Here is a 15,549-nt window from a genome sequence, read left to right as displayed (position 1 = left end):
ATAACACCGCTATTTCAGGCAGTGCCCTTCACATCGGCATTTGGCTCAACGTTATCTTCCCGGACCAGAAAATCAAAAAAATCGTCCATTTCCATCGGTCGCGCCAAGGCGTAACCCTGCCCCACCCGACAGCCCAGGCGATACAACAACGCAATGGTCTGCTCATCCTCGATACCTTCGGCGACCAGATTCAGATTGAGCAACCGGGCCCAGCTGACAATGCCGGCAATCACTTTGCGCGACGAAGGCGCCTGCTGAATTTCGCGAACAAACGAGCCATCGATTTTCATCTCGTCGAATGACAGATTCGTCAACAGCTTCAGCGTCGCTGAACCCGTACCAAAATCATCCATCGAGACCAGAAACCCCTTGGAACGAATGGCGGTCAATGAGGCGGACAAATGCAACTCGTCCGCTGCCGGCACATCTTCGGTGAGCTCGATTTTCATCAATTTGGCCGGGAGCCCAGCCTCGCGCATTCGCGCCGCTAAACGCTCAGCGAAATTCGGTGTGCAGATGGTCTGGGCCGAGGCGTTGACTGCGATCGGAATCTCTATGTGCGCCTTTTTCAATGCCAGCAATACCTTGATCGTCCAGGCCTCCACCAGACTGAACAGCAGCAGGTCCAACCCCAAGCGATGAACCAAAGGTATCAGCACCGAAGGTGGAACATCTCCGTGCTTCGGGTGGTGCCAACGCACGAATGCTTCGGCGCCCACTACGCGCCGGGTCAACAAATCGTGCTGGGGCTGGTACACAAAACGAAGCCCCTTGCCGGTGGTCAAGGCACTGATCACATCATCCTCGGCCAAGGCGTCAAACGTTGCCGTGTCCGCCTGCTCTTTCTTTTTCGACTGTCCATCCACCAGCGCACGCAGGGCATCACACAAATCCATAGCACCACCCTCGCGCAGGATCTCCACCACAATTCCGGCGGCCCGGGCCAATCGCGCATGAGACTCGAGCGAACTGATAGGCACGCCCCCCATGCGTTTTATCCAGTGTTTGGCGCAAACCGAGTGGTGCGGCCGTGACGCTGTGCCATCGATCAATACTGGCGCTGGATCCAGCGTGGTCTCACCGGTCCAGAAGACACGTGGAAATCGGCTCAGCGTGCCAGCCTCATGCAGACTCTTGAGCAGGCTGGGCAACATCAGACCGTCACCGCATTCAGCGCGAATCTCGCAGACGATGACATCGACATGGGCTTCACCCAATCGGGCGGTCACGGCGCTCAGAGAGTCGAAATTTTCCAGCGCAGTGACACCCATGCCATGCAACGAGGAGGCAAGCCGGTTCGCACAAAATGCGTCAGGGGCCAGCGTGATTACGCTCAATGCACTGAACTCGTGGGGCACAACAACGTTTGCAAACATGACAAAGTGACTCCGGAATGTTTCTTCGTGGAGAAGCTTATCAGCGCCAAAAATGAAGCAAATAGGACTGGGACTAAAAAGGAAATATCGTGCTGGGGCGGCAACTTCTGTGCGCGCAGTGGCGCCGCGTGATTCAAGCAATCATGCATTTGAGCGGATTTAATTGCCTTTTACGGATTCACTGGCAAGTGAAGGTGAACGTTACAGACGCGCTGGGTTAATCGGTGGATGACTACTGTCGGTCAACCGCACACCTAGGCCTTTGGGTGTGGTGACGACTTAAGATACTCACTGATAGCTCATCATGAACGTCGCGGTCCCCTTCACCACACCGGGGCCCACCGTTCCCGTCGAGATGTATTGCACCGTCAACGGGATGCTTGTCGTGCTCGCCGACGCGCCGACCAGCCACTGATTCGGATTACCTGCGTTCGGCGAGGACGGTCCGTAGCTCACCGGCAAACCACTGCTGTTCAACACGCGTAGCTTCACGCCGGTTGCGGTCGATCCGCTAGCGAGTGTCAGATTATTGGTGGTGTTGCTGGTGTTGGTAACGTCGGTCAGCGTGATGTAGACGTTCGCGCCGGCCTGGCAAGATAATTCAATGTTGAAGGGGGTATTGCCCGCCGTCTTGCCGACCGGACTCAATGAGTTCGGGGTGACGGTTGGCAACACCACGTTGATCAACGGTGTCGTCACCCCGCAAGTCGTCGAGACGATCTTCGTGTTGCTCAGTGTAATTGTCGCCGTTGACGTTATCGTCGAACCCGACACAGGATTACTGCTACCCAGATTTCCCACCAATATGCTGGGTAAATCGCCCGCCGTTACCGGCCCCGTAACGATCAGTTGATAGGTGAACGTGAAGGAGCCACTCGACGTGCGGCCGGTGTTGGTTGGACCAGGAAAGGTTGTCTGTTGCGGATCGATGAAGTACACCCACGTGCCGACTTGCGTATTCTTGGAGATCACACCGTTGAAGGAACCGGTGTAGGTCTCGTTGGTCACTTTGATGCCAATCCCCGGAGTGCCAGTATCCCACACACCGGCCACCGAGCTTGGGGTCAATCGCTCGGTAAAGCCCAGGTTGAAGCCGCCGGTGTTCGACGTCGGCCCCGTGATAGGATTCGACAGACAGTTCCACGTCCCCGTCGACGTCACCGGCGAACCGATCGGCGTGCCCACCGAGGCATTACGCGGCACCGCCACCGAACCGAAGGTGATCACTGCGGAACTAATCGTGCAGGGCGCCACCTCCGCATGTGCCGACGTACTAAAGATCAACCCGGCACAGCCGGCGGCACACACGATCAGGATGCCAAATGATCTCCTGAGTAACTCACACGACAGAAACATGTTCATAGCTTTACCTTTTGAGTGTTGGCAGAGGGCGCTCTATCGGCCACCTGCTTGCCTGTCGTGCAGATCGCGTCCACTTGTTGAAGTTGCTGGCCATTGTCTGGCGCAGGAGGAATGACCAGCGCGCATTGCTGACTGGCTTTACCGCCCCAATTGATTAACAACTGATGCATCTCTGGCTTGATGCGTGCGTACAGCTGACCACCCTGCCCCACCATCCCTACCGACGTGCCTTCGCCGTCCACTACGCCGGCACCAAACGGCAAGGCGCTGCCATCCTCCAGACGCACGTTGAACACTATCGCGCGCCCATGGTGGGTGCCGTAGGTCAGGTGCACCACGGCGCCGGCGCGCGGCGCCACTTGCTGGCTGGTTTCGCTCAACTCAACATCCATCGAACTGCCCAGCGGATCGATGGCCACATCATTGAGTTCATACGGACGCAGATAGGGCACCACTGCGTTACCCTGGCTATCGATTCGCAACCCCGCGTACCCGCCCACTTTGGCCCCTTCAGCGCCCTCGGCGGTGACGATAGCCATGGTATCGCCGCGATACGGCGTCAAGGTCACACCATTGGCATGGGCAACCACTGTGCCGCTGGCGCCCACAGACGTGCTGGTGTAACCCTCGCCACGATCCAGAGCGGCGCTCAACATGGCGCTAGCCCCCGTGTATTGACCATTGAGCGACGTCGTATTGGTATTACCCGCACCGTCGTGGCCGAAATTCGCGCCATAGCCGTACTGGCGATCCTCACCAGCACTGCCACTGATGCTCGCCTGCTGGCTGTAGTTGCCCTGGGCGTCGCGCCTGAACTGAGCGCTCAATTGCGGGCTGTTACCCTGGCTGCCGAACTCCAGCGGCATGCTCAGGGTAAACAGCAAGGTGTCCTGCATCTCGCCCAGGCCCGCTCGACTGCGCACGGCGTTGACGCTGAAAGACACGCGATTGATCTGTTTGCTGTAGCTGAGTTGATACTGCAGGTCGCTGCCCGGGAGGTTCCAATAATTCTGGGTAAAACCGCTGACAGCGAACCGCCCCCAGCGCCCCAGGTCCTGGTCGGCAGTCACTGACAGGCGACTGCGCGGCCGCCCCCACACATGGGTGTCATAGCCGTTTCTCTCGGCATCGAGCATTTGCACGGCGTTACTGAAATCCAGGTAACCGCTGGTGGAAAAGCGGTAGGCGGCCACTGAAAAGTTACTGCCGGTGCTGAGGATGTTCTTGCTGTAGGACACCCGCATACTTTGGCCTTTGGAGGCACCTGCGGCCAGGTCGGTCTGGGCATGGGTCACGTCCAGCGCCAGCGCGCCGATCGGAGTTCCGAAGGCCAAACCGGTGAGCACCGCCATGTAGTCTTCGCTCGACTGCACCCCACCGTAGCCGGTGAAGGTATTGTTCAGACCGTACTGCAGCGTGCCCTGCAATACCTTCGCCTGTTTGTCGACGTAATTGTCGCGGGTTTCACCGACGGTCAGGCTGTAACGCGAAGTGCCGGGGCGCAGTAATTGGCTGACCGAAGCATAGGGTACGATAAAGCTCTGCTCGGTCCCGTCCGCCTCGTGAACGACCACGCTCAGATCGCCGCCATAACCCGTGGAGTACAGGTCGTCGATCACGAAGGCGCCGGGGGCCACGGTCGTTTCAAGCAACACATTACCTGCCTGGCTCACCGTCACCCGGGCATTGGTGCGAGCGATACCGCGGATCACCGGGGCATAACCCCGCAGGGAGTCCGGCAACATGCGATCGTCACTGGCCAGCTGCACACCCCGGTAAGACACCGTGTCGAAGATGTCGCCGCTGGTGTTGGATTCGCCCACCGTCAGCTGGCTTTTTAATGAGGTGACATCGCGTTGGGCGTAGCTGTCCAGGGCCTGGTATTTGTTACCCAACACTGGCTGCCAGCTCATCGAGCCGTCGTGACGCAGGCGCCAGTCACCCAGGTTGAGACCGGCGTTCAGCCCCAGATAAGCCGAGTCGTAGTGACCGGTTTGGGTTTGATTGTGGTTACCGTTGAAGCTGTAGCTGAGCATTGCAGCCGTCACGCCGCGATCCCACAGTTCGGGGCTGACATAACCGCGGGCGTTACGTCGTAGCGCCGCCTGAGGAATGCTGATTTCGAGGCGCTGATCCTCTGGCGAGAAGCTCGCCGTCGCCCCCGGAACCACGCTGGCCAGGGTCGGACAATGCTCACTGTCGAGCGCCAGATTGACCTCGGTCGACAGGTGCGTCATGTCCATACCGATACGCTCGAGCAGCGCGCGAGAGACGCAGATCACCGGCTTGCTGCCGTCTTTTGGACCCTCGATACGAATGTCCTGACGACTGCTTAAATTGCCGTTTAGCACCACGTCCGCCCGATATTCACCTGGCATCACCGGGTTGCCGTTCTGGTAAGCACCCAGGTCCAGGTTCCGCGAATCTGCGGGCAGAAACGCATCGTTGAACTGCACATCTTCCGCCAGTGCGCTATTGATGACGAATACGCACGGAGCGATAGCCAGCGCCTTGCGGATCAACGCCGAGAGCAAATTCAAGACGAAGCAAGGCTGTACCCGCAGGGAAGCCCTGGAGTTGGAAGAAGGCGTCATAAATTACTCGCGCGTGTGAAAACGTCGGCTACAAATCAAGGTTTGAGCGATTGCTCGGTCGGCAGCACAGCGCCGTAATCGTTGATCGCGCTGAACTCAACCCGAGCACCAGCACCCGGCATCGACTTGAGTGTCGGCAAGGCGAATTGCCGAGTCTGGCCAGGCGCAACCATGCCATCCTCACTGAGCCAACGTTGTGCCCCGGCCACCAACTTCAACTCGACCAGCGAGACGTGAAAGGCCGAAGGGTTGTAGGCCTGCAAGGCAAACCCCTGACCGCCACTGGCCGGCACGACCTTCCATTGCACCTGCCCGATCGCCTCGGTGGGCGTGCCCGGCAACGCATCGGGTCGGTAAAAGATCTTGATGCGCGAGCGAAATGCCATTTGCAGCGTGTTGAGGTCCGCATCCGCCTGGGATTTGGGTGGAATTTCCAGCAGGTTGAACCAGAACACCGACTCCTGGTTCACCGGCAGCGCCGGGCCGGTGAACATCAGCCGCACGCTCTGGCCCTTGCCTGGATCAATACGAGCCAGCGGCGGCGACAGTACAAAAGGCGCCTTGGAGCTGGTCGGTGTGGAATCGGCATTGCCGGTGTCGACCCATGCCTGCATCAACGCTGGCTGGCTACCGTTATTGTTGAGCTTGACGGTGATTTCTTGCTGGCCTGCGAGGTAGATCAAGCGAGTCCCGGTAATCACCACACCCGCCATGGCCTGCGAACAAGCCAATAGCGCAAGACCTGTCAGTAGCAATTGTTTGAATGGACGTGCACACGACATGAAAATATCCCGTTGCAGTCTGGAAGCACGCCCGTCCTTTCCGGATAAGGGCGTGTGTCCAGAGCGTGCGACTTACTGGTAGTTGACGGAGTAGGTCACGGTGCCGAGTACGGTGCCCGAGGTAGCGAGGCCGGTGGCGTAATACTGCACGGCGTACGGCAAGTTCGCGGCATTGGAAGCGATGGTGACGCGGCTGTTGCCAGTCAACTGCGCAGCATCACCGGCTTTTATCGCCAGGCCACTGGTGGCGTCAACCAGTTGCAGTTGGACGTTGGTCGCCGTGCCGGTGTTTTTTAAATTGCCACTCACCGGATCCACGCCGCCGCCGGCTTCGAAAAAGGCCGCGGCGGTCGTTGCGGTGCCGGTACAGCCTGTCAATTTAATGATGAAATTGGTTTGACCAGCGACTTTACCTGCTGCGCTCAGCGAACTCGCCGTGATGGATGGCAAGGTTACGGTAGCGGCCGCCGGGCTGACGGCACCGTTGACGTTAATAGCGCAAGTGGCAGCCAGCAGCTGACCAGTGAAGTTGATCGTGCCATCCGACGCCATGGCGAAAGGAGCACTGGATGCAGCAACTAATACAGCGAGTACGCGGGCTTTGTAATTCATGAGGCAACTCCGATGAAACTGTCTTTTTTACGCCTGGTTGTGAGTCCCCATTAATGAGAGAACCCATGTGTTGTTGCGAGGCGAAGTGTAGAGACAGCGCTCGGCGCCAAATATAGGAATGCTCCTAAAAACTGACCGTGTACTCAGCTCAACTGATGTATCTACGGGAACAACTTCAAGCCGAATGGTCTGGCAATCAGGCTGATGCCTGGATCAGTCCTGAACACCTTGTGAACGACTTCGATAGGCCAGACCAGCCTGCAATGAAAACGCAAACAGCACGGTTGAAGGGGCGGAAAAGCTGCTCAGACCGTCACCGAAAAGCATCAATGCAAGCCCCAGCGCAGTGGCGCCAAACCAGGCGGTCAAGCCCACCGAATTGAACGCGGTCACGCGGTCGAGCGCCGTTGCGTCATAGGGTTCGCAGAGAATCTGCGCCAGCGCCACACCGACCCAGGCCACTACGAAAATCCCCTGATACGCCAATGCCTTGAGCAAGTAGGCAAACACATCAGCAAGCATCAAGCCGTAAACGATAAACCCGACGACAATTGCCCACATCACGTAGGAACTGTGTAAACCAAAACGTCTGAAGAATACCTGCATGTTCATCGTCGCCAAATAGTAATTGGCGGTGTTGATACGGGTTTGCGTGGCCCAGATAAACAGCAATCCCCACAAACCCATCAACTGCAGAATCGCGATCACCACCGATGCTTCGTTCAGTCCACCTTCGTGGCGAATGCTGCTGACCAGATAAATTCCTGCCGCACCATTCAGCAAAAAGGCCACTGTGTAAAAGGGTATGCCGAAGTTCCAGCGACCGTGATAGGCGGCGTCCTCAGGCTTACCGAGACGTGCATAGTCGAAGGTAAACAACATCAGCACCCAGACGCCCATGTACGCGACAAAGCAATCCCACCAGCCATACACGCTGGGGGCTGTCGGACCGAAGTCCAGCCAGTGTGGTTGGTAGCCATCACGATTAATCGACAACCCTATCGCGATCAATAACCCCCCCAGATACACCGGCAACAGCAGGCCGTTAAGCTTACTTAACCAGTGTTGCACGCTGCCCAATATCAACGGCACGCTGTACAACACCACCACCAACGCCGCCAGCGGATAGGTCATTTCCGGGTACAGATAATTGAGCGCCACGGCGATCACCGAACCCTCAAACACCGCGTAGTAGATCGCTGAAGAAAAGAAAATCAGGGTCGCCAGGCTGGCACCCACGCTGCCGAACAACAGCCGCGAAAACAACGCGACCGACAAACCGCTACGGATCGCGAAACGGCTGAGCACACTGTTGATCAGCCCGTAACTGATGACCGACAACACCATGCCGATCAGTGCATTGCGGGCACCGTACGACAGGGCCAGTGAAGCACCGACCACGATATAAAACACCGCGCTGCAGGCCGCCCACCAGGCCATGGTCAGCGACAGCCTGCCCATGCGTGCCTTGGTCGGAATGCGGTTACTGACCGGGTTCTTCCCGGTTTTTTGGGATTGTGAAAACACAGGCATACATGTGAAGCCCCAGAACCAGTCTAAGTTGAAGCGCGGCCAGCCGTCTTCACACCGAGGTGCGGGGTTACTTTACCGTTCTGTAAGACTTGCGCAATGCAACCAGCAAAATAGTTACGGATTCGTGAATTCCGGCACAGCCTCTTCATGTGTGAGAAAGAAAACGCGGTAGGTGGCAGCTCCACGGCGCTAATCCACCACAAACAACTTCGCGCCGGTGGTCGTAAACGACCGGTGCCCTTCAGCATTGTTGCCCACCTGATAGCTCATCCCGGCCGTCAGCGTGAATTGACGGCCATCCTCCAGTTCAGTGTGCAACTGGCCTTCCAGGCACAACAGGATGTGACCTCTCCAGCACCAATGATCGGCCAGGTATCCGGGACTGTACTCAACCATCCGCACACGCGTCGAACCAAACTGACAGGTTCGCCAATAGGCTGTGCCTGTTTGGCCGGGATGCGTTACGGGTTCGATAGTCGACCAGTCGGTAGTTCCAAACGGGATAGCCGTGAGATCCATTGTTGCCTCATCGAGATACAGTGAATGCGGACCGTATCAATCTGGTGATGGGGCCGATAGACACAGATGCTGTGCATTTGCGGGATACAGGGGCGGGTGCGAAAACTGGTTCGGGGTATGCGTCCGGGCCTGCCTTACAGGTCTGAAAAACTGTAGGGCTGAAGTTCGGCGAGTTGAGATAGCAGGATTAGATGCTCCACCGCTTTCACTTTCTCTAGATGATCTAGGGTGTCCGGGCCGCCGAACATCAGTGCAGGAACGAAGCCGTACATTTCGTCGTGGCGCAGGGTGCCGAGCTTTTTCTTCGCTGGCTTGAACAGATCGCCATAATCGTTAGAGTCCACATCCGTGGATAGCAAAAAGTCTTGAAACTCCCGATCCATTTCTTCAATCCTAAGTTCAAAGTTATGGATAACACATCGAGAAAGGACGCTGGTTATCTTAAGTGAAAATCCTGTTTTTTCACCCCAGAGATACAAATCCCCAAAGGCGCTTCGGGCAATCAGGTGGTAGGTATCACGCTCTTCAAGTTTCGTCCCGCCAATCCACGATGCCACCACCCCCTCATATTCTTGGGGATTGAGTATCCAAAAAATGCCGTCGCCGTAACCACTCCATCCATGCTCAGCCCAGTATTCCAGCAACTGATTGGGTAGCTTGCCTCTATAGCGCTCGATACTTGACACTGGGACTTCCTGCCGATCAACAGGCCCCCCAAATTTCTCTAAAAACCTGGCAAATACCTTATCCACGCAATGCCTCTTCTTATTTGTGTTTTCTTCAGCTCCAAGTGTGGCGCGCGACGCGGAGCATGGGAACAATCTGTTTTTCTACTAAAGCCTGCCTTAGAGGTCTGTAAAGCTATAGGGCTGAAGCTCGGCGATCTGAGATAGCAGGGTCAGATGCTCCACCGCTTTCACCTTCTCTAGATGTTCAAGGGTATCCGGGCCGCCGAACATCAGCGCTGGAACGAAGCCGTACATTTCGTCGTGACGCAGTGTGCCGAGCTTTTTCTTTGCTGGCTTGAACAGGTCGCCATAATTGTTGTACCTAATTTCCGTGGAAAGCAGAAAATTTTGCAGCTCTTTATTCAATTGCTCCCCTGCAAATAAGGAGGTATGGGTTGTATATCGAGAAAGGCAGCTCGTAATAGTAAGCGAGGCACCCGTTTTTTCACCCCAAAGATGCAAGTGGCCAAAGGCACTGCGAGCAATAAGATGGTAGTTGTCAAGCGCTTCAAATTTCGTACCTTCAATCCATGACGCTACCACCCCCTGATATTCCTGAGGATTCACGATCCAGAAAATCCCATCACCATATCCGCACCAGCCGTGCTCGGCCCAGTATTCCAATAACTGATTAGGCAGTTTGTCTTTATAACGTTCGATACTTGATACCGGTACTTCCTGCCGATCAACTGCCCCACCAAATTTTTCTACAAATCTTGCAAATATTTTATCCACGCCATGCCTCCTTTTAATTAGCACTTATGTAATTTTACATTGAGGAAGGTTGATTTTCGCATTGATGGGGGAACGCTTTCAGCCGCAGTCTTCAAGTTTGCAATTTTCGGTCTCCACTGAGGGCCGATACTAGAGTTGACTTGTCGATCACCGAAATCCGCAATGATATCCTTGCCCCCAGCGCGCAGATCGGGATTATGCAGTCCTGCAAGGTTTGACATCGTCTCCTTGGCTTTTTTGATGGCTGCGTCTTCAGCGTCGAATGCGTCCATGGATTGCGAAAATTCACCTTGAAAACGCTTTTGCAGTTGAGCTTCCAAGGCTTCTCGAGCCTGACTTGCAGCAGCTCTATTACGCTTCACAGGATTAGCAATATTCTCCAGATACTCATCAACCGTCAGCCGATTCAGCCCGTCCTCTTGCCCCTTCAACTGCCGCTCGAACTCCCCGATTTTAGACGCTGGCATCTTGTCCGCTTTGAAACATTCGACTTTATGCAGCGGCATGGCGTTCGGTTTGTCACGCGGGGAATCTTTGTCTTTTCCTGATGGACGATGTGCTGGCGGTGCTGACTCCTGCTGACCAAATGGACTTTTACTCCGCTCAGGCGGTTGCAGATCGGGGCGTTTTCTCAGTGCATCTTCATGCCTGAGCATCCATTCGCCTACCCGCGCCCCTTTGGAACTCGCTCGCATTTCCTGGGCGAGGACATTGGCATTGCCTCGACCGCGCGTAATGTATTCAACGATGGCTCCCAGCAGCAGGACGATAACCTCTACATGCCCCAGTGCGATGTGGTGGACGGCTCTGTCCTGAGCGAAAGGATCGTCCTGGCTGAACGGGTTCAGCCCGGGATCGCCGCGAGGGCCTTCCCATGCGATGTTGATGCCTGTCAGGTAATACTCGCCAATGCGCGGCAAGCCCTCGACAAAAAACTCGGCGATGGACGTCAGGCCGAGTACTCCCAATATCCAGGTGCTGACGTGCAACCCCATTGCGGCGCCAGCGGCACCCATGGGAATGGCACCTGCGCCTGCGAAAAATGCGCCTACACCCGCCCCGATGGCCCCTCCGGTCAACACACTGCCCGCGACGATCATCGCCATTTGCGTGACGACGTCGAGCAACTCGTTGAGGATGCTGGAGATGTCGAGATCAGAAAAGCGCTGCCTCAACAAACGGCCAGCTTCCCACTCAGCCCGGTTGAACGCAGACCTGACACTACTGATACGACGGATATTGAGAGATAAGGAAGGGACAACTTCGTTGAGATGCGTGCGAAAGCTGGCGCTTCCCTGGTAACCCATCTCATGCCGCATGCGGTCTTCTATCTCGTACCACGTGGGCACGACGTTCCATAAAAACATTCGAATGTCTCCCTGACACTTCGCCCGCTAGTGGCCCCCATAACCCCGGCAGCCGTTACCGAAATAACGCTAACAAGGTGTTGGGCGGGTTGATGTAGGAAAACTCTTTTATGGCGGCCAGACACTTCCTCTATTTCACAATGTTGCATCCGCGCCGAGCTAAGGCAGGTCTTAAGCCTGCGCGGGAGAAAGAGTCATCGCAGGAACTGCTCAACGTCTGTGCGTCAGGCACGGCAATGATGCGTAGCGTATTTTTTCGCAGCTCAGCGCCGATCCCGGAATGGCGAAATAACTGAATACATCTAAACGCAATTTATCCGCGCGACACGCAGGCTGATGGAGGCAGAATTGCTGTAACGCCATGCACAACATCATCAAGGACTATGTATGCCGCTGATCTCGCAACGTGTAGAACTGGCACGCAACGGAGCTAACGATAAGGTAATTTGCCGAATGGCATCAGGTTGGGCGGTCATGGGCGACGTGCAATTTCTACCGGGTTACTGCCTATTGCTGCCCGACCCCGTCGTGCCGAGCCTGAATGATCTAGATGTTGAGGCCAGAACAACCTACCTACTCGACATGGCCCGCATGGGTGATGCCGTTTTGCAGGCAACCGGAGCCCTTCGCATGAACTATGAAATTTTAGGCAACTCAGAGCCCGAGCTGCATTGCCACATTTTTCCACGCTATTGCTCAGAACCAGAACAGAATCGCAAGATGCCCGCATGGTTTTATGACTGGAAAACCGCTATTCCTTACTCAGAGGAAACGCATGGGGATTTACGTAAAAAACTGGCTCAGTTGATGAATGCATCGAGTTGAGACACCTTCGATCGAGAAGAAACGTCTCAACCCAAGTGTTTTTCAAAGTAGACGCGATCAAATCCGTCCTCCGAGCGTCGCTGCACTTCGACGTAACCGAGTCGGGGATAAATTGATAGATTGTCGGTCATCTTTGCATTCGTATAGAGATGAACGCTACCAAGGCCCAAGCGCACCGCCTGGGCCTCGCAAAATTGTATAAGTGATTTGCCGATACCTTTTCCACGCCCTGCCTTGGACACGGCCACGTTTTCGAGAAACATGTGCTGATCCACCGCAAAGAAGACGATGAAACCTTGCAGTTCGCCGTGCTCTCCAGTGCAAAGGTACACATGGCCCGCTGCAATCTGTGCCCTGAAATCCGCCAACATCGGTGCGGGCTTTCGTCCTATCACGCCAACATACGGAACGTACGCTTGCTCGGCACAAGCGCGAACGGCGACCTCATCTTCTGCACCTGCCTGGCGGATCATGTGTTGTTCACTCATGGCAACTCCTGACTGACTCTGCGCGATGTCTTGCTCCCCTCTTCAGGTCCCACACTAGCAAAAACAAATTTTCATTCCTGAGTGAAGTTGGCCCACACATCAACCTTTGATTAGCCATCAAAAACTTTCACAGTTGTCGGCTTCTAAACCGGCTTACCCAGCGCGGCGTCAATCATGAAACGCACGCCCTGCAGGACCTGGGCCGACACCTCAGGCCTGGCCTTTGCCGTGGCTCGCGCAACCGAGAGGGCGCCAATCATTGCCGCAACGATGCCCATGGCGGTGGCAAGCGCATCGACGTTGGGATTGTTGGCAGCGACCCTGCGCTCAAACGCCCGTACCAGCACCATATAACCCTCGGTAAACGTTGCGCTGATCGCAGTATCCTGGCGCCCGATTTCGCTGGCAGACGCCGCCATTGCGCAGTGTTCGGCGTAGTCGTCGCGCTTGTCGAGGGATAGGTAGTCGGACAGAAAACGATCGAGGTCCGGTTCGCCATCAACCGTGCCCGTATAGAGCTTGGCATTCCCCTGTTCCAGGCTCCACGCCAGCGCCTCGGCTGCCAGGGCTTCCTTGGATGGGAAGTGCGCGTACAGCGCGCCATGGGTCAATCCGGCTGATTTGCTGATTTCGGCAACGCCCACCCCGTCGATCCCTCTCTGCTGAAACAGGCGGCTCGCCGTCTCCACCAGTGCGGCGCGATTGGCTTCTGCTTTTTCTTTCGAGATTTTCATAGTGAAGCTCCTTCGCGTTGCATCTTGCATAATATAGTTGCGATCACAATCAATGATAAGCCATATCACCACTGGCATCCAGTTTACATTTTATTTTGTCTTGACTTTAATAATTGTCACCACCATTATTAATTCCATGATTGCGGTCGCAATCATAAAACCACGATTCGCACACCCAACCAGAGCACACCCCCATGAAAATAAAAAATTCCGTAGCATTTGTAACCGGCGCCAACCGTGGTCTCGGCCTTGCTTTCGCAAAAGAACTTGTGGCGCGTGGCGCGAGCAAGGTCTACGCAGGAGTGCGCAATCCCGAAGGCGTCGACATTCCAGGCGTGATCGCCATTCGCCTTGATGTCAGCGACCCGGCGTCGGTCGCCGCTGCGGTGGCCCAGGCGGGCGACGTGACGCTACTGGTCAACAATGCAGGCATTGCCCGCTTGCTGCCCTCCATGCTTGAACCTGGCCTGGTGGAAATCGCCCGCGAAATCTTCGAAACCAATTATTACGGCGTCATGCACGTCAGCCTGGCCTTTGCACCTGTACTTAAAGCCAACGGCGGCGGCGCGATTGTCAATGTACTGTCGGATGCGACTTGGGTTGCCTTGCCCTTCGTGTCCGCGTATGCGGCATCGAAAGCGGCGGCGTGGAGTTTTACCAATTCGCTGCGAATCGAACTCCAGGGCCAGGGCACCAGCGTGCAAGGGTTGCACGTGGGCTTTATCGACACCGACCTGACCCATGGTTTTGACGTGCCGAAAGTCCAGCCATCCGAAGTCGTGATCCAGTCGCTGGACGGCGTGGAAGCGGACCTCAAAGAGGTGCTCGCAGACAAAGGCACACGCGCCATAAAAGCCAGCCTGTCTACTGAGCAAGCGGCTTATCTGAATCCCGAAGCCGTCGCATAAGGAGCACACCATGAACTTCTTCCAGCGACTGGCCCTCGGGGCTGCCTTCTCAGTCATCGCAGTAAGCGGCGCCATCGCGGCCCCGGCGGCCACGCATAACAGCGCCCCCAATCAATTCGTGGAAGCTGACGGCGTGCGTTATGCCTATCGCCAGTTCGGGGCGCAGACAGGCGTTCCTGTCATCTTGCTACAGCACTTTCGCGGCAATATGGATTACTGGGACCCGGCAGTGACCGATGGCCTGGCAAAGCAGCGGCCGGTCTACCTGTTCGACAATGCTGGCGTGGGCCTTAGCAGCGGCGAAACACCCGATACGTTCGAACGCATGGCCGACCACGTTGCCGCATTTGCCCGAGCCCGCGGGTTGACACAGGTCGACGTGCTGGGCTTTTCAATCGGCGGCATGGTGGCGCAGGAAGTTGCGTTGCGCCATCCGCAACTGGTGCGTCGGCTGATCCTGGCAGGAACATCGCCGCGCGGCGGTGTCTCGGGACATGATCCACGGGTGCCCGGGATCGCGTTGCGCGAATCGATCGCCACGCAGGAAGAGACCGCTTACCTGTTCTTCGATCCGGCGCCGTCAAGCCAATTGGCCGCCCGGGAATTCTGGGAAAGGCGCCACCAGCGCACGGAAGGCCTCGATAAGCTTAGTTCGATGAAGGTCATCGCGGCCCAAGGCACGGCACGGGGCAAGTGGAGCGCTCCCGGTGATGGCACTTTTTCGCAATTGAGCAAGATTACCCAGCCAACCTTGGTGGTTAACGGCAGCAATGACGTGATGGTGCCCACCGAGAATTCGTACACGCTGCAACAGCATATTCCGAACGCCAAGTTGCTCATCTATCCAAACTCGGGGCACGGTGCATTATTCCAATATGCCAACGACTTCGTGCTGCAAGCCAATACCTTCCTGGACTAGGCCGGATTCGATGCCTGACGATGGTTTCTCAATAAAACGAAGGCTAACTGCCTGTCATCACAGGCAG

General features: G+C 56.1%; 15 protein-coding genes. 3 read left to right on the top strand and 12 right to left on the bottom strand.

All coding sequences use genetic code 11. The annotated features are described in order from the left end of the window. Positions 1 to 14: 14 nt before the first annotated feature. The 10 genes from AEQ67_RS09280 to AEQ67_RS09235 form a co-directional block, all read right to left on the bottom strand. Positions 15 to 1,376, bottom strand: a complete 1,362-nt coding sequence (locus tag AEQ67_RS09280) for an EAL domain-containing protein (RefSeq protein WP_059403584.1) — start codon at positions 1,374 to 1,376, stop codon at positions 15 to 17. Positions 1,377 to 1,664: 288 nt separating this feature from the next. After that, positions 1,665 to 2,738 carry a fimbrial protein gene (locus tag AEQ67_RS33645; protein WP_082377801.1) on the bottom strand — a complete coding sequence of 358 codons (1,074 nt, stop codon included), beginning with the start codon at positions 2,736 to 2,738 and terminating at the stop codon, positions 1,665 to 1,667. Further along, on the bottom strand, positions 2,735 to 5,332 hold the full coding sequence (locus AEQ67_RS09270) for a fimbria/pilus outer membrane usher protein (protein WP_063854427.1): 2,598 nt from the start codon (positions 5,330 to 5,332) through the stop codon (positions 2,735 to 2,737). The genes AEQ67_RS33645 and AEQ67_RS09270 overlap by 4 nt, the downstream gene beginning before the upstream one ends. A gap of 35 nt (positions 5,333 to 5,367) precedes the next feature. After that, positions 5,368 to 6,114, bottom strand: coding sequence for a fimbrial biogenesis chaperone (locus AEQ67_RS09265; RefSeq protein WP_059403582.1), 747 nt, complete (start codon positions 6,112 to 6,114; stop codon positions 5,368 to 5,370). Between the two features lie 72 nt (positions 6,115 to 6,186). Beyond that, a complete protein-coding gene (locus tag AEQ67_RS09260; protein WP_059403581.1) occupies positions 6,187 to 6,726 on the bottom strand; it encodes a fimbrial protein in 540 nt (179 codons plus the stop codon). Between the two features lie 213 nt (positions 6,727 to 6,939). After that, entirely contained in the window at positions 6,940 to 8,259 is a 1,320-nt protein-coding gene (locus AEQ67_RS09255) for a purine-cytosine permease family protein (protein ID WP_059403580.1), read from the bottom strand. A gap of 189 nt (positions 8,260 to 8,448) precedes the next feature. Then, positions 8,449 to 8,778 carry a DHCW motif cupin fold protein gene (locus AEQ67_RS09250; protein WP_059403579.1) on the bottom strand — a complete coding sequence of 110 codons (330 nt, stop codon included), beginning with the start codon at positions 8,776 to 8,778 and terminating at the stop codon, positions 8,449 to 8,451. A 134-nt stretch (positions 8,779 to 8,912) separates the two neighbouring features. Beyond that, the gene (locus AEQ67_RS09245; protein ID WP_059403578.1) at positions 8,913 to 9,530 is read right to left on the bottom strand and encodes a GAD-like domain-containing protein; all 618 of its coding nucleotides are present in this window, start codon (positions 9,528 to 9,530) and stop codon (positions 8,913 to 8,915) included. 93 nt (positions 9,531 to 9,623) lie between these two features. Beyond that, positions 9,624 to 10,241, bottom strand: a complete 618-nt coding sequence (locus AEQ67_RS09240) for a GAD-like domain-containing protein (protein ID WP_059403577.1) — start codon at positions 10,239 to 10,241, stop codon at positions 9,624 to 9,626. Between the two features lie 17 nt (positions 10,242 to 10,258). Further along, positions 10,259 to 11,608: a DUF6861 domain-containing protein gene (locus AEQ67_RS09235; protein ID WP_059403576.1), complete on the bottom strand. Its 1,350-nt coding sequence runs from the start codon at positions 11,606 to 11,608 to the stop codon at positions 10,259 to 10,261. A gap of 387 nt (positions 11,609 to 11,995) precedes the next feature. On the opposite strand from AEQ67_RS09235, the gene AEQ67_RS09230 reads away from it, so the two are divergent. Further along, positions 11,996 to 12,433, top strand: a complete 438-nt coding sequence (locus tag AEQ67_RS09230) for an HIT family protein (protein ID WP_059403575.1) — start codon at positions 11,996 to 11,998, stop codon at positions 12,431 to 12,433. 26 nt (positions 12,434 to 12,459) lie between these two features. On the opposite strand, the gene AEQ67_RS09225 is transcribed toward AEQ67_RS09230, so the two are convergent. Further along, positions 12,460 to 12,921, bottom strand: a complete 462-nt coding sequence (locus AEQ67_RS09225; protein ID WP_059403574.1) for a GNAT family N-acetyltransferase — start codon at positions 12,919 to 12,921, stop codon at positions 12,460 to 12,462. 143 nt (positions 12,922 to 13,064) lie between these two features. After that, positions 13,065 to 13,655, bottom strand: a complete 591-nt coding sequence (locus tag AEQ67_RS09220; RefSeq protein ID WP_059403573.1) for a TetR/AcrR family transcriptional regulator — start codon at positions 13,653 to 13,655, stop codon at positions 13,065 to 13,067. A gap of 194 nt (positions 13,656 to 13,849) precedes the next feature. On the opposite strand from AEQ67_RS09220, the gene AEQ67_RS09215 reads away from it, so the two are divergent. Both AEQ67_RS09215 and AEQ67_RS09210 read left to right on the top strand, forming a co-directional pair. Next, positions 13,850 to 14,563 carry an SDR family oxidoreductase gene (locus tag AEQ67_RS09215; RefSeq protein WP_059403572.1) on the top strand — a complete coding sequence of 238 codons (714 nt, stop codon included), beginning with the start codon at positions 13,850 to 13,852 and terminating at the stop codon, positions 14,561 to 14,563. Positions 14,564 to 14,573: 10 nt separating this feature from the next. Beyond that, positions 14,574 to 15,482, top strand: a complete 909-nt coding sequence (locus tag AEQ67_RS09210) for an alpha/beta fold hydrolase (RefSeq protein ID WP_177333637.1) — start codon at positions 14,574 to 14,576, stop codon at positions 15,480 to 15,482. Positions 15,483 to 15,549 lie beyond the last annotated feature (67 nt).

Origin of the sequence: Pseudomonas sp. RIT-PI-q, from assembly GCF_001297125.1 — a bacterium.
In the GTDB taxonomy this organism is placed as follows: Bacteria; Pseudomonadota; Gammaproteobacteria; order Pseudomonadales; family Pseudomonadaceae; genus Aquipseudomonas.
The sequence above is the reverse complement of the archived record's forward strand: the minus strand, read 5'-3'. Positions and strand labels throughout refer to the sequence as shown.

Bases quoted from the DNA above. Each gene is read 5' to 3' on its own strand.
- AEQ67_RS09280 (WP_059403584.1), bottom strand. From the start codon at position 1,376: ATGTTTGCAAACGTTGTTGTGCCCCACGAGTTCAGTGCATTGAGCGTA.
- AEQ67_RS33645 (WP_082377801.1), bottom strand. From the start codon at position 2,738: ATGAACATGTTTCTGTCGTGTGAGTTACTCAGGAGATCATTTGGCATC.
- AEQ67_RS09270 (WP_063854427.1), bottom strand. From the start codon at position 5,332: ATGACGCCTTCTTCCAACTCCAGGGCTTCCCTGCGGGTACAGCCTTGC.
- AEQ67_RS09265 (WP_059403582.1), bottom strand. From the start codon at position 6,114: ATGTCGTGTGCACGTCCATTCAAACAATTGCTACTGACAGGTCTTGCG.
- AEQ67_RS09260 (WP_059403581.1), bottom strand. From the start codon at position 6,726: ATGAATTACAAAGCCCGCGTACTCGCTGTATTAGTTGCTGCATCCAGT.
- AEQ67_RS09255 (WP_059403580.1), bottom strand. From the start codon at position 8,259: ATGCCTGTGTTTTCACAATCCCAAAAAACCGGGAAGAACCCGGTCAGT.
- AEQ67_RS09250 (WP_059403579.1), bottom strand. From the start codon at position 8,778: ATGGATCTCACGGCTATCCCGTTTGGAACTACCGACTGGTCGACTATC.
- AEQ67_RS09235 (WP_059403576.1), bottom strand. From the start codon at position 11,608: ATGTTTTTATGGAACGTCGTGCCCACGTGGTACGAGATAGAAGACCGC.
- AEQ67_RS09230 (WP_059403575.1), top strand. From the start codon at position 11,996: ATGCCGCTGATCTCGCAACGTGTAGAACTGGCACGCAACGGAGCTAAC.
- AEQ67_RS09225 (WP_059403574.1), bottom strand. From the start codon at position 12,921: ATGAGTGAACAACACATGATCCGCCAGGCAGGTGCAGAAGATGAGGTC.
- AEQ67_RS09220 (WP_059403573.1), bottom strand. From the start codon at position 13,655: ATGAAAATCTCGAAAGAAAAAGCAGAAGCCAATCGCGCCGCACTGGTG.
- AEQ67_RS09215 (WP_059403572.1), top strand. From the start codon at position 13,850: ATGAAAATAAAAAATTCCGTAGCATTTGTAACCGGCGCCAACCGTGGT.
- AEQ67_RS09210 (WP_177333637.1), top strand. From the start codon at position 14,574: ATGAACTTCTTCCAGCGACTGGCCCTCGGGGCTGCCTTCTCAGTCATC.